This window comes from Lactobacillus iners DSM 13335, assembly GCF_000160875.1.
Classification (GTDB): Bacteria; Bacillota; Bacilli; order Lactobacillales; family Lactobacillaceae; genus Lactobacillus; species Lactobacillus iners.
The window spans coordinates 41591-65100 of record NZ_GG700811.1 but is presented as its reverse complement, the minus strand read 5'-3'; the positions used below and the strand labels follow the sequence as shown (position 1 = coordinate 65100).

Genomic DNA, 23510 nt, shown 5'->3' with positions numbered 1-23510 from the left:
TATGCCAAACTCCTATTCGATAGTAATTAATTTTTTTACTGGTATATCATAATCATTTATTGACCAACATGATTGTTCAATTAATCTTAAAGATCCTACCATACTGATAGACATTAAATCGTGTTCAGCTAAGAAACGATCATAATAACCACCTCCAAAGCCTAATCGATATCCATCTGACTTAAATGCCAACCCTGGAACAATTATTATATCTGGTTCATTATTAATGGTAGACTGTGATTGCCAATTTTCTAATATACCGAATTTATTTTTAGTAAGCCGGTTATAATCAGTTATTTGCGTAAATTCCATCCTACGTCCAGGCAGACAACGAGGTATAAAAACCTGCTTATTAAATTGCCAAGCAGTATTAATAATTAACTTGGTATCAATTTCATCCATTATTGAAATAGTAATACCTATAGATACAGAATTTTTAAAATCTGACGTTGCTATCAATTTTTCTTGTAAAAATTGATCCTCCTGCAATTTTTGATAAGATTGCGAAAAATCACGCAATTTTGCTAACTGTTGTTTGCGAAATTCATTTTTATTTATTAACATTTTATAAATAATAAAAATTTACATAAAAAAACAACAGGCGAACCTGTTGTTACGAATTACTTAGTCTCACGATGAAGTGTTGTTTTTCTTTCAACCGGGCAATACTTCTTCAAAGATAAACGTTCAGGATGCTTACGCTTATTCTTTTCTGACAAGTAACTTCTATCGCCACATTCGGTGCATTCAAGGATAATATGCTCTGCCATTTGTTCCACCACCTATAATATTTATTTAACTGTTTTACTATACCATTTATTAACTAATTTTACAAATCAAATATTCAAAAAAGTACAATTATGTTTTTTATCCAATCAATATAATCATGATATTTTTATTTAAAGCAACAAAAAAGGACACCCTACGATAAGTGTCCTAACAATGATTCGGGTGAGATTCGAACTCACGACCCACGGTTTAGAAGACCGTTGCTCTATCCAGCTGAGCTACCGAACCGAACCAAATAATATTATATAAAAAACTAGATGATTTTGTCAAAGCTTTTTTATAAATAATTTGGTTTTTTTGATAAATTAGCCTAACAAAGCCTTAATAGCCTTATTTACTGCTACTTTATCTTTAGCAATTAATGCTACTTTATTTTCAATTACTAAAGTATCCATCTTAATTTCACGAGTTAATCCAGATACATTGATTTTTGGATCAAAAAATTCTTTAAATTCCGCTAACCTCTCTGGCGTATCAAATGTCGATGCAACTACTGAAATGTACGCTGTAAATGACATATCACCACCAACTGTTTTATCAAGCCATTGCCATTCTTGACGCATCCAATCCCATGCTTTTTGCTGTCCATGATTATTACGCAAAATGCCTGCAACCCACCTCAATAAATCCTGAGGTTTAATTACAGATGCATCCTTAAATTTATCAATCAATAATTGCAATAAATCAGGATTTTTCACTGAAGTTAATGCTAAACATATGTCTCTCTTATAATTTTGATCAACCTCTTTAGCATATTTGTCAAATAGCATCTTAAATAGATCCTCATTTTCCAAATTTTTAATTTCATTTAAGAGGACAAAATAGCGAATATCAGAATTTAAGTCTGCTAATTTATCTTTATTGGCAAGATATAATTCATGTAATTTAGCTATAATTACCGGATTATCTCCATAAAGGGATGCACTTAAAATTAAAGGTCTAGTTAAATTATCATCTATACTCTCTTCTGCATGTGGCTCTACGCCTAAGCGTTCAGAATTGCTTTCAGACAACTGCTTACTAAATTGTTTGATTGAAGTTTCTTCTGCACTATCAGGTGTTGCAAAAATTTTAATCTTGGCTAATGTTCCATATAATTTGCTATTTACAATATTTGAAGTAGACTCTGCCTCTTTGACTAATAGTGGTAAAACATCAGCGTATGAAATCTCTTGACTTTCAGCCAATAATCCTAAGTCTTGGAGCAATTGTAATTTATCAATATTGTTCAAATGATCCATTTCAGACAAAATATCATCCAATAATTGTTGATCATACTTAACGATAAAGTGAGAATTATTTCCAACATTAAGCCTAAATGCAACACCATTTTTAGCACGCAATTCTTCATAATTGCCAATAATCATCTTTTCGTCTTTCATTATTTTTGGAACTTGCAGATAATTACTATTTAATGGTATTTGCCATAATCTGCCTTGATCTTCACCTGTACCAATAAAGAATTGTTTTTGACTTAAAACTAAATTACCATCTTCAATACCAGCTCTAACAACAGGATATCCAGGTTGTTCTAACCATGAATCCATAATATCGCCAATATTTAATCCACTTGCTTGACCTAAATATTCCCATAGATCTTGGCCTTGAGCATTACCATACTTATATTCTGCAAAATAATTCTTTAAACCTTGTCTTAATGCATCATCACCTAACAAGGCTCTCACCATTACCAACAAGCGGGCACCTTTTGCATAAACAATTGCACTATCGAAAATAGAATCGATTTCTGCTGGATCATTAACCATAATATGTACAGATTGTACACCGTCAGTTGCATCCCTTCTCAATGCAGCAGCTGTTTCCATAGTCTGAAATGTTTCCCATATTTTCCAACTAGGCTCTAATGCATCAACAGCGACATATTCCATCATATTGGCAAAACTTTCGTTAAGCCATAAGTTATCCCACCACTTCATAGTAACCAAATCACCAAACCATTGATGGGCTAACTCATGTGCTATCACAGTAGCAACCAATTGTTTAATATCTAACGATGTATTATCAGGATCAACTAATAAATAAGCTTCACGATAAGTTACACATCCCCAATTTTCCATTGCTCCCGCTGAAAAATCAGGTAAAGCCACTTGATATGAATGTTCTAAAGGATATGGTGTTCCATAGAAATCTTCATAAAATTCGATTGAACGTTTAGCAATATCTAAAGCAAAATCTAATTCGTTAGCTTTATGTGCTTTGGTGGCAAAAACACCTATTTCAACACCTGATTTAGTCTTAGTTAATTTTTTCTGCATATCACCAAATACAAATGCAACTAAATAAGTAGACATGCGAACAGTTTCTTTAAAATAATGTATACCATTTTCACATTTAAATTCTGGCTCATTAGAAATTATAGTTTCGCCATCTTTTTCATCATATTTAACAGCCAAATTAAAAGTTGCTTTAGCTTCTGGTTCATCTACACATGGGAATGCTTGTCTAGCAAAAGTAGTTTCAAATTGAGTACCTACTAATTGTTTCTTTACACCATCAACTTCATAATATGACGGATATATCCCCATCATCGTATCTGTTAATTTGGCATTGTAAGTAACTACTAACTTAATTTTACCGATTTTATCAGATGAAATTGTTATTAATTCATCTTTATCATTATAATTAAACTCTACTTTTTTACCGTCAACAGTTACATCTTCAACAGTTAAATATTTTTGATTTAACTGAATTTGATTAGCTTTAGCTTCTCCTGTAATAGTAGATACACCTGATATTGTTTTATGTTCTCTATTTACATCCAAAAAAATATCATAATGTTCTGGAACAAAAACATCAAAAAGTCGCTTATTTTTCCCCATATACATTTATCCTCCGTATTTTATCTGTTATAGTTATAAATTATAAGTATTCATACAGAATTTTGCTACTGTATTGTAATCTTATTTTTGATATTATTGCTAATTAACGTCTAAAACTAGTAAAATCAATATTAAATAAACCTAAGGAGAAATAAGATGAAGTTCAATCAATACGCTTATGTTGAAATCGATCCAAAAAAACAAATAGAAGAATTAAAAAATATCAATTTTTTACCAGTAAACTTTGAAAAATATAATTTTTCTGATTTATTAGGTACTTTATTTAAAAATTTATTAGCAGAAGCAAAAACACCGGAAGCAAAAACAGCTAAACTTTCAGAATTTGCTATTAACGAAAATGAAACGCTAACTACTTTCTTAGCCCAAAATCCGCAAGCAATAACTAAAAATGAATTTTATAACGTAGCGTTACAATTATTAGGTTATCATGTTATTTACGATTACGATTTAAATAACCCGATTGATTGTTTGAATAAGCATGCTTTGCCTTATATTGATAAAAAAGAATTCACTCTTAATGAATTACCTGAGGTATTCTATCGTTTATTGAATACTCGCTCAGCAAATGGTCAAATCTTAATCGATGTGATGGCCGCAAAGGGTTACTTTACACAATTTTGGGGTAAAAATGAATTTTTATTCTTTAATGGCAAATCACTACCAGTTTTTGATACTTCAAAAGTTATCCGTGAGGTTGTCTATGTTGAAAGTGATCTGGATACTGATGAAGATGGTCAACCTGATTTATTACAGACAACAATCTTTCGACCAGACGAAAGTAATATAATCCCAGTTCCAGCCTTATATACAGCCAGCCCCTATTTTGGTGGAATTATTGCCAACGAAGCTAAAAATCATAATGTCGACGAAAACTTAGAAGATGCAACATTATCCAACTATCCAAAATATGTTGCAAAACCACATGTTTTTGCCAACAAGCCAAGTTCAGATAATAATCAAGCCACTGAAGAAGCAATCCATAAATCTTCTTATGCATTAAATGAATATTTATTAGCAAGAGGCTTTGCTAGTGTCTTTGCTGGTGCAATTGGTACTCGTGGAAGTGATGGATTACGAATTACTGGTGCTCCTGAAGAAACAGAAAGTGCCAAAGCAATTATCGAATGGCTACATGGTGATCGAATTGCCTACACTGATCGCAATCGAACTTCAGAAGTAAAAGCTGATTGGTGTAACCATAAAATTGGTATGACAGGACGTTCATATTTAGGAACTTTACAAATTGCAATTGCCACCACAGGTGTTGCTGGTTTAAAGACTGTAGTCAGCGAAGCGGCAATTTCTTCTTGGTATGATTATTATCGCGAACATGGTCTTGTTGTAGCACCTGAAGCCTGCCAAGGTGAAGATTTAGACTTATTGGCTGAGACGTGTCAATCTAACCTATGGGATGCTGGCAATTATTTAAAAATAAAAGATAAATATGAAGCAATGCAACAAGATCTTCTGAAAAAATCTGAACGTAATACTGGTCAATATTCTGATTTTTGGGATGCTCGTAACTACAGACATCGTGCAGATAATATTAAATGTTCATGGATCAGCGTACATGGTTTAAATGACTGGAATGTTAAGCCCAAGAATGTATATAAGATTTGGCAAAAAGTTAAAAATTTACCAATCCAACATCACCTCTTCTTACACCAAGGGCCACATTACAATATGAACAATTTAGTTTCTATTGACTTTACAGATTTAATGAATTTATGGTTCTGTCATGAATTATTGAATTTGCAAAACAATGCATACAATCAATGGCCAACAGTAATGATTCAAGATAATTTACAAGCTGATTTATGGCATCAGGAAAAAGACTGGAATAATGTAGATGGTCAAACAAGCACATATTTCTTACATCAAGATGGAGAATTACAAAAAGCACCTGATACTCAAGCAAAAGAGCAAAAATTCACCGACCAAGGCGGAAAAATTTTTAAACAAGCAAAAATTTCAGAACAACAATGGCAAAATGAATTTATTGCTGGTAACGAACGCTGGCTAGATCAGCAACTAAGGTTCACAACTGATGAATTTATTCATACAACGACTATCACAGGTCGACCAACAATTAAACTTAGTGCTTCATGTTCCAAGACCACTGGCCAACTTTCCGTTGCCTTGGTAGAAATAGGAACTAGAAAACGTTTAACTGATACGCCATCCTTCTTTAGAGATCAAAATCAAGAATTTGGTTATCGTTTTGGCTCACAAATGTTACAAGAGTTTACCTTAACAAAAGCTACACCAGCTAAGTTAATCACTAAAGCTCACATAAATATGCAAAATTATGCAGACTTGAAAAAAGCTTCTCAAATAAAAGAAAATACAATGTATGATTTTGAATTTCAACTGCAACCGACTTATTATCGTATACCAGCTGGCAGTCAACTAGCATTAATTATTTATTCAACTGATCAAGCTATGACTAAACGTCCATTGGAAAGCGAAGAATACAAAATTGATTTAACTAAGTGTTCAATTTCATTTCAACAAAAATAAATCTATATATTAGGTAAACAAAAAATGGTTTAATTTGATCAAAAATCAAATTAAGCCATTTTTATATAACATACTATTTATTACAATCATTTAGCTTACGCCAATAACTATTTTGAATATTCATTTTCGTTCGATATTTAGTAACTGCTCTTCTACTAATATTGATTCCTTGTAATAATAGTTGATCGCAAATATCTTGATCACTTAATGGATGTGATTTATCTTCTTCATTTATTAATCGTTCAATGGTATCTGTCACCTTCATGGCAGTAATATTATTTTTAAACGACTTCATAAACATAATTTTGAGACTGATAATCCTATTATTACATTCAAAATATTTATCTTTAACTGCTCGACTAATCGTGCTAACTGAAAGTCCTAAAGATTGAGCAACATTGTTCATATTTAAAGCTTTCAATTGTTTCTTATCCATAGTTTTTAAATATGCAAGTTGATATTTAGCTAAATATTCACCTAATCTAATTAAAGTTTTTTGTCGTCTCTCTAAAGATAATTGTAAATCCATAAATTGCTTTTTCTGTGCATTAAAATACTCTACCTCATTTGTAGCACAAGATCCTTTTAAGTTGGTATATTCTACTTCATTAAAAACAACCTCTGGTAAATTAAACTTAGAATCTTTAACTAAAACATGACCATTATCTATTTCAAAAATCAAATCTGGAATAAGGTATTGAATATTAGTGAAATTATCAAATTTAGCACCAGGCGTGGGCTCTAATTTTCGTAGCTCTTTTAATGCTTCTAAAATTTTTTCTTTTTTCCAAGGCAATGAATTCCAGCTACTGGTATCTGCAAGACGTTCTAATAGATGTTTTTCTAAAATAGCTAATGCAATTGGATTAAAATGCAATAATTTTTTAGCCTGAATCAATAAGCATTCATTTAAATCATAAGCTCCTACGCCTAATGGACTCAGTTCATGTAATAAATTCTTAGCATTTTGAATATCGGCTTCACTATACTCTATCTCATTTGCTAATTGCTTACATGTAAAACGTAAATAACCATTATTATCCAGCTTATAAATCAAAAAGGTAACTAATTTTTTATCATTATTCGACCAAGCTGAAAGCTGAATTTGCTTAATTAAATATTCTACTAAACTATCTTGAGACGGATCTTGCACCCAATCTAAAGTAGTTGTATTTGCATTAGTATATTTTAAATCAATAAATGGATTGGTTTCTGCTATATCATGTAACACTTTTAATAAATCTTCAGTATTATAAGATAATATATCCAGATCCTGCTTTAACTTGGGGGATAAAAACAATCTGGTAATTAGCGATTCTTTCAATCGCAAGGATAATCCATTTTTATATTTCATCAAACATTTCCTATCATATACTTATCATTTGAATACACATAATATTCTTATTCATAGAGATATCCTCTATAATGCTGGCATAGTTCAAATCACGTGGTATTTCAATTTCATAAACATTAACATATATAATTTTATCAGCATCTTGAGTTACTTTAAAATTAACGTCTGATACAATAATTCCCTTATTTTCAAAATACTTTTGAATAAATTCTTTGGTTTCAAATTTGTGTCTATACTTTATTTCTAGTTTTTTTATTGTATTAACACGAATAATCTTTTTAGAAAAAACTAGTACTAAAATAACAAATAAAGCTCCAACAAGACCAATATTATAGTATCCCATACCGAATGATAGTCCTATCCCTGCAACAGCCCATAAACTCGCTGCTGTAGTTAATCCTAGAACAACACGATGATTGACTAAAATAGTGCCTGCTCCTAGAAAACCAATACCTGATACAACTTGTGCAATTAATCTTGCTTCATCAGCTCTTAATATTCCGGATAATTCTGGTCTTAAAATTGCTAATTGTAATGCATCAAAACCAATCTGTTTTTGCAATAAGGCAATTAAGCAGGCTCCAGCACAAACTAAGGCATGTGTCTTAATTCCTGCCGGTCGATTTTTATGTTCACGATCAAAACCGATAACACCAGCAATCATTACCGATAAAAATAATCTTAAAATAATTTCTACAAGTGTTATCGAATTTTCCAATTATACCACCCCTACTAAACCTAAAACTAATGACAAAACTAAAATACCTAATAAAATCCAGTTTACATTTACTTTCTTAGATAATAACCAATAACATAATAATGTTAATGCTAATGGAACTAAACCTTTCCAAAGCTGATCCAAATAACTTTGCATTAAAATCGCTTTTCCACCCTTAATAGGAATAGATAATTTAGTTTGGAACTTAACCATAGTTGCAGTCATACAACCGATCATCATCAAACCTAAAGTAGATGCAGCTTTATTAAGCAACTTCATACTACCGCTTTCATACATATCTTGGATAAAAGTATCACCTAATGTAAAACCAGCATATGTAAGATAATATCTCGTTAAAATAGATGGTATATTATAAATTAGCAAAAACAAAATTGGTCCAAAAATTGAGCCTTGGCTAGCTAAACTAATACCAATTCCAGCAGCAATAACTCTTAAAACACCCCAGAAGATTGAATCACCAATACCAGATAATGGACCCATCAGTGAAGTTTTAATAGCAACTGTAGACTCAGCATCAAACTTACTATTTTCTGCCTTTTTCTTTTCCATGGAAGCAACAAGTCCCATAACAAAGGTACCCACATTTTGGGTAATATTATACCAAGTGGTATGACGCATCATAGCTGCTCTATGTTCAGCTTTATTATCTTTAAAATATCTGTCTAAAGCAGGCATAATTGAATACATGAAACCAGGAGCATGTGTTTTAGTAGCACCAGCTCTGCTAGCAAACACTGTAAAGGAACGTAAAAATATTCTGTTAAGCATTTTCCTGTCTTCAGGCGTTACATTCTTTGTAAATCTCATGAGAAAAATTCCTCCTCTTCTTGATCTTTGTTGTCTAATGTCTCTGCAACATGAGTAGTATTAATATTCTTTTGTTTATTTTCAAAATCCATGATTTGTTTATCACGGTTCCACTGTAAAATTACGATAATAATACCTATAGCTGCAATAGCAACAGATGGTAAGTTAACATATGCAGCTAAAATAAATCCTAAGAAATAGAATGGTGATAAATTCTTGCTCCACAGCATTCTTAATAAAATGGCAAAACCAACTGCAGGTAATAATCCACCTGTTGCTGCCAAACCAGCCATCAGATTTGCAGGAATTTGTTTAACCAAATGTTGAACTGGTTGTGCTCCAGCTAAAACGGAGAAAAATGTTACTAATGAAAAAACAAAATAATTAATAAACCACATCCCAAAATGTAACTTAGTTAATCCCTTAGAGTCATCGTTGGCAGCTACTTTATCAACTAATGGAGCAAAGATATTCATAACAACATTCTTTAAAAACATTGAAATAAATGCAGCAAATACACCAATTGGCACAGCTAAAGCTAAGGCTGCTTTCATATTAACATTTAATGTAATAGCAAAAGTTGTAGCTAAAACAGTGGCAGTAACTGGTTCTGCAGACAATGCACCACCAATATCTACTGCCCCCATAAAGATTGCTTCCAAAGAAGCTCCAATCAAAATACCTGTTTGTAAATCTCCAAATACTAAGCCAGCCACAGCTCCGACAACCAATGGTCGCTCAATCATAGTTTGACCCCATAACCAATTTCCACCAAAACAGATGAAAACACATAATGAGGCCAATAATGCTATTTGTAACATATATATTTCCTCCTTTTTATTTTTCTGCTAATAATGATGCAATTGATGTTCTAGCATTACTTGGCACTACTTGAGTAAATACAGGAATATCAAGTTCAGATAATTGCTTTAATGCCACCATTTCTTCATCGTTTAACATCAAAGTAGAAGTTAATTGCGTAACTTTTCCCTGACCATTAGCAAATCGACCGACATTTGCAACATTAATACCTTCAATATTTGAAACATGCTTAGCAATCTCCAATGCATCTTCAACGCAATTAGTTAATGCAAAAATTCTCATATTCGCTGCCTTAGGATTATTAAAGACTGCAATTGAATCTTGTACAGATCTAATTAATAATTTTTTGCCTGTAGGTGTTGCCATCTTCAATGTCATTTGCACCATTGCATCTTTGGCAGCATTATCATTTGCAACAACTATACCTTGGGTATCTAACTCTTTAGTCCAAACTAAGGCTACTTGGCCGTGTATTAATCGATCATCAACTCTTAATTGTGCAATCATTTTTTTCCTCCTTAAAATTAACTAAAAAAATCATCACTTTGATAATTATCAGAGCTATTAATTTCAACTAGCTCGACTTGACTTTGAGATATTAATTCTTTTAACCTATCTTTATTTAAAGGCTCACTATCTAGCAATATGGAAATGATTATTGCTAAATTCATTTGGGTAACAACATAAATATCATCATGAGAAGCAACTTCTAGCATAACTTTTTGATTAACACTGCCACCTTTCAAATCTGTAAAAATTACAGCAGGCTTTTTTGCATTTTTAACAAATTTTTTGATATCAGCAACATAATCTCTTTCATCAACATAAGCATCAATAGTTTGAATGTTGCTATCTAAACCAGTTAAAATTTTGATAGAATTTTTTAAACCACTCGCAAAATGTCCATGACTTGCAATTAAAATATCTGTCATATTTTTCACCTCCGATTAACTCCTTCACTTATTTATTAGCAAAAAGTGTACCAAGTATTATTACAGTTGCTATATCAACAAAAAAACAGAAGTGTTTAATAATTAAACACTTCTGTTTTGACATTTAAACACTACTTAATAAATTGCCTAAACAATTCATATAATAGTGAAAGTTCATAATTAGGAATATGTATATTATATTTCATTTCTAGTGGTTGAAATATACTTTTAGTTATTTTAAAGAAATCTTTCTCCTCATTACTAATTGCCTGAATAGAAATATCTTTTGTATTATGGACAATTAGCCTTTCAATCATCAATGCTATATGTAAATATAAATTCAATTTTATTTTTCCATCTAATTTCAAGTGATAAAAATCTTCATATTTGCTATTAACATCCTCTACTTCTTTTAAAATAACGTCTGGATTTAAAAAGCTAAGTTTTTCTGATATTCCTTCTTTGGAGAAAAATCGTAATAATTTTTGGTTCAATTTTTTCAATTTATCTTGACTTAAATACTGAGATAAACACTTGTTTAACTTTCGTTCACCTGTTGCATCCAATAAATCATATATATTCATTTGATCAAATGGGATTTTATCATCAATATCAACTGTCGTCAAAACTAGGATAGTCTGTTTAAAATAATTCCAGTCACAATTCATAATTTTATATTTCAACGTACTATAATCTACTGGTACTATTTGAATATTATCTGGCATTAGCGTTTGAAATAATTCGCTGATCTTTTCTGCTATACCTAACCCTGAAACACAAGAAACTAAAATGTTAATATTTTGCGACACACCTTCAAAATATTGAGTATCAATATGATATCCTTGATCTACTCGATTAGTTATCTCCTGAAATGTCATTTTTTGCTGCATTTTTAATGCTAAATCTAAAGCAGTTATTGTTGTTAAATTATTAACAACTAATAAATCACCATTAATATGGGAGCTAATCTCAGAATAAAGTTGACTCAACGATCCCATATCAACCATCAAAATAAAGCCTTTAGTGGTATTAAAAGTATCTATTAATGCATTAGCTTCTTGGATAATTGAAGATACACCTACATTAATTGGCATATCTATAGCATCAAATAAATAATTGCCGCACAAAGAATTTACTACCGTTTGTATGCTAGTAGCAGTATTTTTACCATGTGCAATCATTAATCCTCTAATAGTAATATTTTCATCAACGTGATCACTTAAAAGCATGGCCAAAACAATAATCAAACTTTGCTTGACCTTATCTTCAATATCAATATTTTTATAGAAGCAGACTGCTACATGTAATGAGCGACTAAACGAAATATTTATGTGATGATAAAGCGGCTCAAGATCATGATTATCAATGCAAAACTTTGCTTCATAAAACAAAAACATTAATGGTTCTAAGTATGAGGTTTTATTTAATCCAAATTGTTGTTCAATAATTTTTTTAAATAATTCTTGATGCCTATAGTATAAGCCTGTCTTCTGACAACTATTTTCCAGCAACTGATTTATTTTCCTAATACTACTTTTAACCTTTTGGACGTTATCTGACGAAAAATCAACAGTTAATTTATGAAATTCAGTCATCAGTTGAGCAAATTTAGCATTTTTTAAACTATTTTTTTCATTAAAAATAAATGCGGCCTGACCATCTATTAATAAATCACCATAATCTTCAAAATTAGGCAACTTATCTATTAATAAAGAATCCATACTTAAATCAATTTGGTCCAATCCATGTTGCTTTTTATAAGCTATCGAACAAGCAATTTGAATCAAGTTTTTTAAATAACCTATATTTCCTCGATTATTAGTTTGAACCAACGCAGAAACCACTTGATTATTCACATATATTTTTTTATTTAACTTAACTGCTTCCTGGTAAATTATATATCTAAGCAATGTTAATCTTTCATCGATAGATCTTTTTAAAAAATCAGGAATAGTAACATGAATAGGTATTCTTCTTAAAAAGGTAGTCAACAAAGTATCTGTTGGCCTTTCTGTAGTAGCCATAATTAATCTTACATTTGACTTAATTGGATGACTATTATCACCTATTTGATAAAAAAGCCCATTATCTATAAAACTAAATAATTTTTCTTGATTTTCACTGCTCAATCTATGAACTTCATCTAAAAATAAGTATCCACCATTTGCTTGCAAAAGTAATCCATTATGAGAAGAATCAGCACCTGTATATGCACCTTTAACATAACCAAATAGCATACTGGATACTAATTCTGGATTATTAGCATAATCAGCACAATTTAAAACAAAGTATGGCGAATTTGATCTAATAATTTTTATTTCTTTAGCATATTCATAAATTTTTTTAGCTAGAAAACTTTTACCAACACCAGAATTACCTGTAATTAAAATATTTAATCCATTAGGAGGATAAGCAACAGCTGCACTAACTTGTTCAATCACATGTTTCATAGATCCATCATATCCTATAAAATTGCAAAAAGAACTTGTACGTTCACTTACATCAGCACAGTTTTTGCTCCATCTAATTGGCCTTCCGCTTATTTTCTTTATTCTATTTTCTTTAAATAGTGTATTCAAATAATTGCTTATAACAGATCTGGATAAATTTAAACTATTTGCTATTTCTACAGTCGTCATACTTTTTGAAACATGATTTAAATAAGATACAACTTTATCTTTTGCATCATCCATATGTACACCATTTTTACTCATATAATTTTATTTATACATTTTAAAATAATTATTAAACATTGCTTTAGCAACCTGTAAAGTAAATGTACCTTCCAAATTTGGATTTAATCCTGGAAAGACAACTGCTACTGCAATCTTAGGATTATCTGCAGGAGCATAGCCCACAAATGTAGAATTAATTACTTCAGGTGCATGAATATTACCAGGATGTTCTGGATCAAAGAAGAATGTTTCAGCAGTTCCCGTTTTCCCAGCAATAGCGGGTTTTTCTTTTTTCAAAAAACGTCCTGTTCCCCAGCCATTAGTTCCATGAACCACTTGATATAACCCTTTTTTAATAACATCTAACTGACCCTTTTTATATGGAATGCACATCTGCACTTTAGGCTTAGTATTATACAGAATAGAAATTTTATTATTGTGAGGATCGGTTTTACCAATTGACTGTACTAAATACGGCTTCATACGATATCCGCCATTAGCAATAGTTGAAATATATTGAACAAGTTGAATAGGAGTATAGGCATCATAATTTCCATATGAAAGGTCAAGAACAGAACCAGACAAGATGTTACCATTTTTATCAAATGATCTTCCTGTAATACCATGACTTTCACCTGGTAAATCAATACCTGTCTTTTGTCCTAATCCAAACATAGCAAAATTTCTTCGTAAAATAGTAAAAGCATTCTTAGGCACAGAAATATACGATTTTGGCACATATTTAGCATGTAGCCAACGTAAAGCTAATTGCATCATATATATGTTACTAGATACCTCTAATGCTGTAGGAGCATTTAAGGCACCAAATGTACCAATTGGATAAACAGATTTCTTAACTGGTGTCGCTGGCAAATAAATTGGTACATCTGGTAATGTATTATTCGCTGGAGTGATAACATTATTCAATAAACCACCAGATACCATAGCTCCTTTGACGACTGAACCCATTACATATGCTTGATTTATTACACCCAATGCATTATCGACAATCTTATTATTCTTAGTATTATGCATAAGACCTGTGATCGCCAATAAGGCACCTGTTTTTGGATTCATGGCAACAGCATACGCACCACTAGAATATCGTGTAGCACCCGCTCTTTGAGCTTCGTTATAAACTGTCTTTAATGCCTTATCAACTTTCTTTTGATATTTAGAATTAATTGTTAGGATTAAACTTGCTCCACTTTCACCTTTATATATAGTTTTAGTTTGATCAATACTATCTGATTTATGTTTAGAAATAACCTGTGATTTTGATTTTGTTCCTTTTAATAATGGTTCATATTTTTCTTCCAAATATGAAGTTCCTACACGATCATTACGAGAGTAACCTTGAGATAAATAATATTGCAAATTAGTGTTAGGTAATCCTGCTTTCTCAGAAGAAACAGATCCAATAATACTTTTAATGGATTCTCCATTTGGATAATCTCTAGACCAATCTGTACCGATTCCTACACCAGGCAATTCTGATAAATTTTCACCAACCAACGTTAATTCTTTACCAGTGATATGCTTATTTTTAATATAAATAGTCGACAAAGTATATGCTCCTGAAATCTTATTAAAAATTAAAGCAGCTGTTTTTTGTCTTTTACTAAACACAAGTTTTTTGCTTCTCAAATACTTCAAAGTATTTTGATATACTATATGATCATCTAAAGCATCACCATGTTCATCATATCTTTGATTTCTAGGTAGTTGGCGATTAATTTTCAGTGCGTTTTTACTATTCGCCAAATAATAATCAAATAGCTGATTTTTTGTGGGAGTTTCATCGTTAAGTCTAATATATTTACTTAATTTTTCCGAAATATCATAAATCTTAGCTGTAGTAAGATTAGAATTTTTCGTATAAGTAATAGCATTATTTGCTTTATTACCTACTAGGATTCTGCCTTTAGAATCATACATAACACCTCTAGGGACATTATTGCAAACAATTTTTTTGTCAGTCTTTTGTACCTCTGTTTGAAAACGTCCACCATAAATCAATTGCAGATATGCCAATTGACCTATTAATAATAAAAATAGAACACAAATAATTCCTAAAATAATATTTAATCTTAGGGAGGTACTTGCAATTTTACTCTTTAAACTATTTTTTCTCTTATATGTTTTCAAAGAATTTCCCTCACTAACTAAGAAGGCTGATTCCTCAGTGAATCAGCCCTCTTACTACTTACCAGACGTAGTTACTTCATCAATAGTAACTTCAAATAAACCACCAGGTGTATTAATTGAAACTACATCGCCTTTTTTCTTGCCTAATAATGCTTTAGCAATTGGTGAATCATTAGAAATTTTTCCACTAAGTGGATCAGATTCATCAGATCCAACAATTGTGTACATTTCAGAATCATCAGTACCAACTTCTGTAAAAGTAACTGTCTTACCAATAGATACTTCATTAGGATCCACACTACCTGCATCGATTACTTGAGCATATTTCAACATTTCCTCAATTTGTGCAATACGATGCTCTACAGCACTTTGTTCATCCTTAGCAGCATCATATTCGGAATTTTCAGATAAATCACCAAACGATCTAGCTACTTTTATTCTTTCAATTACCTCAGGGCGTTTAACTAATTTTAAATTTTTCAATTCATTCTGAAGCTTATCTTTACCTTCAGCCGTCATAGGATAGACTTTCTCTGCCATATCTATAATTACTCCTATCTCTCTTTCATATGCAAACAAAATCTTATGTTTTTATCAAACAATTGTCAAGTCTTATTGACCTAAACTATTATTTTTATTTAAATGCTGAATATATTTACGATTAAAGTAAACTTTGCCTGTTTTTAAATCTGCAACAAAATACAGATAATGTCGGTTTCGCTCTAACGGATTCAACACAGCACTAATTGAATCCAAACTTGGATTATTGAATGGACCTGGTCCAAAGCCTTTATGAATATATAAATTATATGGTGAATCAACCTTGATGTCTTTCAAGCTCAAACGATGTTTATGTTTCTTTAAGGCATACATAACAGCAATATCCGATTGCAAGGGCATATGTGCATCTAATCTATTAAAAAATACTCCAGCAATCATACGTCGATCTTTTTTATTGACGCCTTCTCTTTCGATCAGAGAAGCTAAAGTCAATACTTGGTGAACAGTCATTTTTAGCTTTTTAATATCAGTATAATACGGTTTAAGTGTCTCATTAGTTTTCGCTACCATTTTGTCTACAAGTTCTCTTAAGCTCATAGACTGATAAACATCATATTTTGCTGGAAATAAATATCCTTCCAAATGATATCTAACATTCTTAGACTTCATTGAACTCTTTAATAACTTAGGATATTTATGAGTTAATTCTTGCAAAAACTCTTGATTATTCATCAGATTAATAAAACTGCTCTTACTATACTTAGTATGACTAGCCACAGCTGTCGCAATTTCATCAATTTGCTCTCCTTCCCTAATAAGGAGATGGTCCTGAGCAACGCGTCCGCCAGCACCCTGTAGTTGGTTGATAATTTGATTATTATTCATAGACGGAGAAATATAGAAATCACCAGCTTGAAAACCTTTAACAGACTTAATCTTCATCCAAGCATTAAAAACTATCGAGCTTCTAATCAAATGCTTTTTTTCCAATATCTTAGATATCTCTTTATTATCTGCACCAACTGGAATATGTACTACTACGTGACTACGATTTTGCGAATCTACAGGTTGCAATGCATAAATTGTAAACACTGTTGCAACCAACATAAACAAGACGACAAAAACACCTAAAAAGGTAAAAATCCATCGTAATAATTTGTTACTGGCCTCTTTTTTTAGCTTATTTTGTTTTTTTGTATCCTGATCAAACAATTGTTGTACCTCTTAAATAAATATTAACGAACAACTGCTCCAAGTTCTGACTCTAAATTATGTGTAATCTCCGCAATTGCTAAACTAACAACTTCATCGGTTAATGTTTCTTTCTCATTTCTAAATGTCAAAGAGTATGCTATTGATTTCTTACCTGCTTCAATCTGACTACCCTCATAAACATCTATAACTTTTATGTCTGTTAAATATTTTCCAGCATTAGCCTTAATATTAGAAATGATAGCATCATTAGTAATATGTGCATCAATCAACAATGATAAATCTCTATTAATTGCAGGGAACTTAGGTGCTGATTTTGCTGTTACACCCTTAGAAATTTCAGGAATGAGTACATCAAGATCTAATTCATAGACATAAATTTCATTACCACGAAGTGCCTTTTCACTATACAATTCTTCATGAGATAACATCCCAATCATACCTAAATACTTATTTTTCAAATAAATAGCTGCTGTACGTGTAGGGTGCATCCCTTTGATATTTTCCGCCTTATAAACAATATCATGCAAATCAAGACCAAGTGCTATAAAAATATTTGTTAATTGACCTTTTACATAATAAAAATCAATATTTTGATCTAGATGTTGCCAATTATCAGCATAAATATTGCCTGAATATAAAGCAGCTATATGCTCATGTTCGATATAATTACCGTCATCTTTATAATAGACACGACCTTGCTCATAAATTCCTATATTACTTTGATTTCTAGCCATATTATAAGCTGCAGCATCTAGCAAACCACAAATTAAATTTTGCCTCATTACAGAACGACTAGTATTTAATGGCATTGCAATTTTGACAGTTGGTTTGGGATTTAATGCATAGCTAGTAGCTTTTTCTAAAGTAGTCAATGAATAAGATATAGCTTCCAGCATCCCTTGTCCTTGAATTATCTTTTTTATGCGACGAATAATTGATTCAGTTGGACTATATCCCCCATGTGTTTCGGCTAAAAGTGGTTGTGTGGAAATCAAATTATCATAGCCATAAATACGCCCCACTTCTTCTACTAAATCTGCAGCAATAGATATATCCCAGCGTCTATGTGGTACATTTACTACTAATTCATCGCCATTAACTTTAATTGGAAAATTCAAGCGATCAAAAATTTTAATAATATCATGATCTTTGAGATTCGTGCCTAAAGTTTTATTTATATATGAAATAGTTGTACGAATATTTACTGGTTCTGCTATTTTATCTATACCTTTAATGATACCATTCAAAATAGTTCCATCAGTATTATTTCGCAATAATAAAGCAGCAATATCTAAGGCTTTCATTGTGTTATCTGAATTAACACCTTTTTCAAATCTGCTAGAGGCTTCTGTTCTATTGGCGTGTCTTAATGCAGATTTTCTTACCAATGAGCCATTAAAAATCGCAGATTCTAGAATAATGTCAGTCGTTTGATCGGTTACTTCAGATGCTTTGCCACCCATAACACCAGCTAACATTACAGGCTTGTTTCCATCAGTAATCACTATATCATTTTCATCTAGCTCAACAGATTTATCATTTAAAAGTTGCAAAGTCTCGCTAGCATGAGCTCTTCTCACCTCTAATAAGCCATTACTAAATGTAGTTGCATCATAAACGTGTAAAGGCTGACCTGTAAGAAGCATAACGTAGTTTGTAACATCAACCACATTATTTATGGGACGTATCCCTGCATTCCATAAACGGCGTTGCATCCAAAGTGGACTAGAACATATCTTGATTCCAGTTATTTTGCGTAAATAAAACTTAGTTGCAAGCTCTGGATCTACACTAACCTTTAAAGAATTTGTCCAATCCTGACCATCACTTTTCAACGATATTTCTTCTATCTTTGGAGTTTGATCAATGATTGCACCAACCTCGTATGCTGCTCCCTCCATTGATAAAGTATCTGCCCTATTAGGCGTAATATCGAAATCTAAAATATAATCATCCATACCTAATGCTTCATAAATATCATCACCAGGTTGAACATCAGTATCTTCATCAAATACAAAAATCCCATTTGCATATTTGGCAGGAACTACTTTGTCATCAAAACCTATTTCCTGTAATCCACAAATCATGCCTTCAGATTGAATGCCCCTAATTTTTCCACGCTTTATTTTTTCATTTCCAGCAATTCGGGCCCCATGTAAAGCCACAATAACTTTTTGCCCTGCGGCAATATTAGGTGCTCCACAAACAATCTGTAAGGGTTCAGCTTCACCTACATTAACTTTTGTTACATGTAAATGTGTTCCCTCAACAATATCACAAGTTAGAACATGTCCTACTACAATCTTCTTTAACCCTGATTGAGGATGTATTACATCAGCTATTTCAACACCTGTACGTGTTATTTTTTCAGCTAATTCGTTAGGTTCAATATCTAAATCTAAAAAATCCTTTAACCAATTGTATGAAACTAACATTAATCTTCCTCCTTACGAAATTGACTTAAGAAACGAATATCATTAGTATAAAAATCACGAATATCTGAAACGCCATATTTCAAAATAGCAAATCTATCTAATCCTACACCAAATGCAAATCCACCATACACTTCTGGATCAATACCAGCATTTTTTAAGACGTTAGGATGAACCATACCAGCTCCTAATACTTCTATCCAACCAGTATTTTTGCAAATGCCACATCCCGTACCATTACAATTAAAACATGATACATCCATTTCCACAGATGGTTCTGTAAATGGGAAATATGATGGTCTTAATCTGGTTTTTCTATCAGCACCAAATTCATGCTTAGCAATTAATTCTAATGTACCTTTTAAATCAGACATAGTCACATTTTTATCAACTACTAATCCTTCCATTTGCTGGAATTGATGTGAATGTGTAGCATCATCGTCATCACGACGATAAACTTTACCAGGCCCTACCATTTTTAGTGGACCTTTACTAAAATCATGAACCTCAAGTACACGAGCTTGATCACCAGAAGTCTGCGTACGTAGCAAATTTTCTTCATCAATATAAAAAGTTTCTTGCATATCACGAGCAGGATGATTTTTAGGTAAATTCATCATTTCAAAACAATAATGATCTGTCTCAATTTCTGGTCCTTGCACTACTTGATATCCCATACCGATAAAAAATGCTTCTAAATCATCTAATATAATATTTATAGGATGCTTAGCACCAGCCATGATTCTGCGACCAGGCAAAGTAACATCGATTTTTTCACCTTCTAATCGCTTATTCAAGGCTACTTGTAATAAGCTTTGCTTAGTTTCTTCCAGTTCTTTTTGAAAAATATCACGTAATTTATTAACTTGTTGACCTATTTTAGGACGTTCTTCTTTAGAAACATCTTTCATTGAATGAAGAATTTCAGTAAGTTGTCCTTTTTTTCCTACTATGTTTACTCTGACTTTTTCTAATTCTTGAATATCTTTTGAGTTTCTTATCTTTTCAAGTCCTATCTCTTGTAAAGACTTAAGCTGTTCAAATAAATTCATAATTTTTCCTTTCTTAACAAAAAAAGCCTCGCCCCCTAAAAGGGACGAAGCTCCGCGGTACCACCCTAGTTTAAATTTTCAAATTAATAAAAATTTACACTCTATTTCTTTAACGGGAAAATACCGGAATTGATTGGATTCTGCTCCTGAGGTGAATTTCATATTTTTTATTTAAACTTATCACAGCAAAAAAAGTCCTCTCTTGAAAATAAAAAATACTACTAGCCTCAATCTTAGCATTTATAATACATTTAGAATTTTAATGCATTTCATATCAACTTGCAACTAAATTATGCCCACTTATCAGCCCAATTATGTACATGTTCGCATACAGGCTTTAACTCTTTGCCTTTGGTAGTTAAACTATACGAAATAATGCCGTGATCAACTTGCCGCTGAACAATATTTTCTTGTTCCAATTCTTTTAATCGCTCAACTAGTACTCGATCACTGCATCTACTAATGCAACGAGCTAAATCCCTAAACCGCATTGCTTCAGTATCACATAATGCATTAATAATCAATCCGTTCCATTTTTTACCTATTATGCTGAACGCATTAATTAAATGGCCACATAAAGAATAATCTTTAGGATCCGGCTGTGCATTTTCCGTTATTTCCATACTTTTGTCAGTCATATGATCCTCCTTAAAATCGTGTGCTAATAATACATATGCTAATATTATATATCTATTTTATGTTTATACAAACTAAGAAAAATAATAAATCATAATGCCAGCAGCAACTGCCGCATTTAATGATTCAGCTTTTCCTTTAATTGGTATATATATTTTATGGTCACATTCTAATTGAACTTGACGACTAACGCCATGTGCTTCATTACCAATAATCAACCCTAATTGGGATACTGCCTTGCAATTGTAAAGTATTTCTGCATCTTTATCTAATACACTTGCATACAATGGTAAGCCATTATTTTTAAAATCTAATAAAACTTGCTCAATATCTGTCTGTACAATTTGTAAGTGAAATTGACTACCTTGCATACTTCGTTGCACTTTTGAATTATATAAATCTACACTTTGATTGGACAAAATTACACCATCAAAACTTGCAGCATCAGCTGTTCTAATAATTGTCCCTACATTGCCTGGATCTGTTAAATTATCTAATATGACCCATTTTCCAAACTTAAAAGAAAAACTATGAGGTTGATTAATCGGTAACACCATAAAAATATCTTGACTATTTTCCGTATCAGACAACTGATCACAAATTGCTTGATTAACCAAAATTATTGACTTATCAAAAATTTTATTTGTCAATTTTAATTTATTAATCGTCTCTTGAGTACCGATAACATATTCATACTTTTGCTCCATATCCAATGCTTCTTTGACTAAATGAAAGCCCTCGATTAAATAAGACATTTGATCTTTGCGATATTTTTTTTGCTTTAATTTACGAATTTGCTTAATAATACTATTATTTACTGAATTAATTTCTTTCATATCCATACCTACCTCGTATTTATTATACTAAATTAACAATTTATAAAGTAAGGTCTAAAAACAATATTAATAGTGATAATACATAGTTGCTTGTATTACATATAATATAGTAAACTGATACCAGTTAAAGAAGGAGATATTAAATTTAATGAAAAAAATAAAATATATAATCACGTCAGCTTTGATAGCTATCATTGCCATAATTACTACTGCTTGTGCAACCAATACTGGTAATTGGACTCCTCCATTAGTAGGACCATATGCATGGATTTACAATTTGTTTGGTCATCCACTCCAAAATATAATGTTACATGTTAGCAACCTTTTAGGTGGTACAAATGGTGCTGGTTGGGCAATTATCATTATTACTTTCGTAATTCAATTAATAGTATTACCATTACGACTTTCCTCACAAAGTAAGATGATTAAACAACAGGAAAAAACTAAAAGGCTACAACCGCAATTAAGCTTAATTCAAGCTGCTATGAAAAAAAATAGTAACAAGCAAATGCAACTAAGCCAATTGCAAATGAAGATCTACAAAGATAACAATATGTCAATGATTGGTGGAATGGGATGCTTACCATTACTTATCCAATTACCAATTATGATTGGTATCTATCAAGCTGTAGCATATTCAAAAACTTTAGCATCATCAAGTTTTATGGGAATATCTTTAAGTAAACCCTCTATTGTTTTTGCCGTTGTGGCTGCTATCTTATACTTGATACAAGGATATTTATCATTAATAGGTATTAGTGAGCAACAAAAACAAACAATGTTAATAACAGTTATTGCTAGTCCACTAATGACTTTAGTATTTTCAATCATGTATTCTGGTGCTTTGGGATTATACTTTTTAGTAGGTGGTATCGTCATTGTGATTCAACAATTGATTGCTACATTTATTTTAATGCCAAAAGTAAGAGCTGATGTTGATAAAGAATTGACAAAACATCCTATTAAAGAGGTCATTAATCAGGCAATGATTGATCAAATACTTAATGAATCATCTGATCAAATGAACCAAAATAAATCTGACGAGATAACAAATTTACATGAGCAATTACGCAAACGTAATTCAGGCAAACAAAATAGAAATAAATAAAAAAATAAAAGATTCTATTAATGTATTGACTGTCCAAAAATCTAACTTTTTGGGGTCAAATCATAACAATAGAATCTTTTATT

General features: G+C 31.5%; 19 protein-coding genes, 1 tRNA gene and 1 other annotated feature. Of the genes, 2 read left to right on the top strand and 18 right to left on the bottom strand.

Annotated elements, in window-relative coordinates; all coding sequences use genetic code 11:
- Positions 1-12: 12 nt before the first annotated feature.
- The 4 genes from HMPREF0520_RS05320 to HMPREF0520_RS05305 form a co-directional block, all read right to left on the bottom strand.
- Positions 13-564 carry a 5-formyltetrahydrofolate cyclo-ligase gene (locus HMPREF0520_RS05320; RefSeq protein WP_006729879.1) on the bottom strand — a complete coding sequence of 184 codons (552 nt, stop codon included), beginning with the start codon at positions 562-564 and terminating at the stop codon, positions 13-15.
- Positions 565-620: 56 nt separating this feature from the next.
- Positions 621-770, bottom strand: a complete 150-nt coding sequence (gene rpmG, locus HMPREF0520_RS05315) for a 50S ribosomal protein L33 (protein ID WP_006729878.1) — start codon at positions 768-770, stop codon at positions 621-623.
- Between the two features lie 173 nt (positions 771-943).
- A tRNA-Arg gene (locus HMPREF0520_RS05310) sits at positions 944-1017 on the bottom strand.
- Between the two features lie 77 nt (positions 1018-1094).
- Positions 1095-3629 (bottom strand): M1 family metallopeptidase, encoded by a 2535-nt coding sequence (locus HMPREF0520_RS05305; RefSeq protein WP_009310321.1) that lies wholly within the window; start codon positions 3627-3629, stop codon positions 1095-1097.
- A 156-nt stretch (positions 3630-3785) separates the two neighbouring features.
- On the opposite strand from HMPREF0520_RS05305, the gene HMPREF0520_RS05300 reads away from it, so the two are divergent.
- Positions 3786-6170 (top strand): Xaa-Pro dipeptidyl-peptidase, encoded by a 2385-nt coding sequence (locus tag HMPREF0520_RS05300; RefSeq protein ID WP_006729876.1) that lies wholly within the window; start codon positions 3786-3788, stop codon positions 6168-6170.
- 73 nt (positions 6171-6243) lie between these two features.
- On the opposite strand, the gene rpoN is transcribed toward HMPREF0520_RS05300, so the two are convergent.
- The 14 genes from rpoN to HMPREF0520_RS05230 form a co-directional block, all read right to left on the bottom strand.
- Positions 6244-7524 (bottom strand): RNA polymerase factor sigma-54, encoded by a 1281-nt coding sequence (rpoN, locus tag HMPREF0520_RS05295; protein ID WP_006729875.1) that lies wholly within the window; start codon positions 7522-7524, stop codon positions 6244-6246.
- Positions 7525-7537: 13 nt separating this feature from the next.
- Positions 7538-8242 (bottom strand): MgtC/SapB family protein, encoded by a 705-nt coding sequence (locus HMPREF0520_RS05290; protein WP_006729874.1) that lies wholly within the window; start codon positions 8240-8242, stop codon positions 7538-7540.
- Complete coding sequence (locus tag HMPREF0520_RS05285) at positions 8243-9070, bottom strand: PTS system mannose/fructose/sorbose family transporter subunit IID (protein ID WP_006729873.1); 828 nt, start codon at positions 9068-9070, stop codon at positions 8243-8245.
- Entirely contained in the window at positions 9067-9891 is an 825-nt protein-coding gene (locus tag HMPREF0520_RS05280; RefSeq protein WP_006729872.1) for a PTS mannose/fructose/sorbose/N-acetylgalactosamine transporter subunit IIC, read from the bottom strand. The genes HMPREF0520_RS05285 and HMPREF0520_RS05280 overlap by 4 nt, the downstream gene beginning before the upstream one ends.
- A gap of 16 nt (positions 9892-9907) precedes the next feature.
- Complete coding sequence (locus HMPREF0520_RS05275) at positions 9908-10399, bottom strand: PTS sugar transporter subunit IIB (RefSeq protein ID WP_006729871.1); 492 nt, start codon at positions 10397-10399, stop codon at positions 9908-9910.
- A 17-nt stretch (positions 10400-10416) separates the two neighbouring features.
- On the bottom strand, positions 10417-10824 hold the full coding sequence (locus HMPREF0520_RS05270; protein WP_006729870.1) for a PTS sugar transporter subunit IIA: 408 nt from the start codon (positions 10822-10824) through the stop codon (positions 10417-10419).
- Positions 10825-10955: 131 nt separating this feature from the next.
- The gene (locus HMPREF0520_RS05265; RefSeq protein ID WP_010222465.1) at positions 10956-13517 is read right to left on the bottom strand and encodes a sigma 54-interacting transcriptional regulator; all 2562 of its coding nucleotides are present in this window, start codon (positions 13515-13517) and stop codon (positions 10956-10958) included.
- Between the two features lie 27 nt (positions 13518-13544).
- Positions 13545-15647 (bottom strand): peptidoglycan D,D-transpeptidase FtsI family protein, encoded by a 2103-nt coding sequence (locus tag HMPREF0520_RS05260; RefSeq protein WP_006729868.1) that lies wholly within the window; start codon positions 15645-15647, stop codon positions 13545-13547.
- A gap of 54 nt (positions 15648-15701) precedes the next feature.
- Entirely contained in the window at positions 15702-16187 is a 486-nt protein-coding gene (greA, locus tag HMPREF0520_RS05255; protein ID WP_006732208.1) for a transcription elongation factor GreA, read from the bottom strand.
- Between the two features lie 72 nt (positions 16188-16259).
- Positions 16260-17360 carry an endolytic transglycosylase MltG gene (gene mltG / locus HMPREF0520_RS05250; protein WP_006729866.1) on the bottom strand — a complete coding sequence of 367 codons (1101 nt, stop codon included), beginning with the start codon at positions 17358-17360 and terminating at the stop codon, positions 16260-16262.
- 23 nt (positions 17361-17383) lie between these two features.
- Positions 17384-19798, bottom strand: coding sequence for a phenylalanine--tRNA ligase subunit beta (gene pheT / locus HMPREF0520_RS05245; RefSeq protein ID WP_006729865.1), 2415 nt, complete (start codon positions 19796-19798; stop codon positions 17384-17386).
- Positions 19798-20847, bottom strand: a complete 1050-nt coding sequence (pheS, locus tag HMPREF0520_RS05240; protein ID WP_006729864.1) for a phenylalanine--tRNA ligase subunit alpha — start codon at positions 20845-20847, stop codon at positions 19798-19800. Before pheS ends, pheT begins: the two co-directional genes overlap by 1 nt.
- A 37-nt stretch (positions 20848-20884) precedes the next feature.
- Positions 20885-21091 (bottom strand) — a binding site (T-box leader).
- Between the two features lie 46 nt (positions 21092-21137).
- Entirely contained in the window at positions 21138-21485 is a 348-nt protein-coding gene (locus tag HMPREF0520_RS05235) for a winged helix-turn-helix transcriptional regulator (RefSeq protein WP_006729863.1), read from the bottom strand.
- A 72-nt stretch (positions 21486-21557) separates the two neighbouring features.
- Positions 21558-22319 (bottom strand): TrmH family RNA methyltransferase, encoded by a 762-nt coding sequence (locus tag HMPREF0520_RS05230; protein ID WP_029327256.1) that lies wholly within the window; start codon positions 22317-22319, stop codon positions 21558-21560.
- Between the two features lie 148 nt (positions 22320-22467).
- On the opposite strand from HMPREF0520_RS05230, the gene yidC reads away from it, so the two are divergent.
- Positions 22468-23427: a membrane protein insertase YidC gene (yidC, locus tag HMPREF0520_RS05225; protein ID WP_006729861.1), complete on the top strand. Its 960-nt coding sequence runs from the start codon at positions 22468-22470 to the stop codon at positions 23425-23427.
- Positions 23428-23510 lie beyond the last annotated feature (83 nt).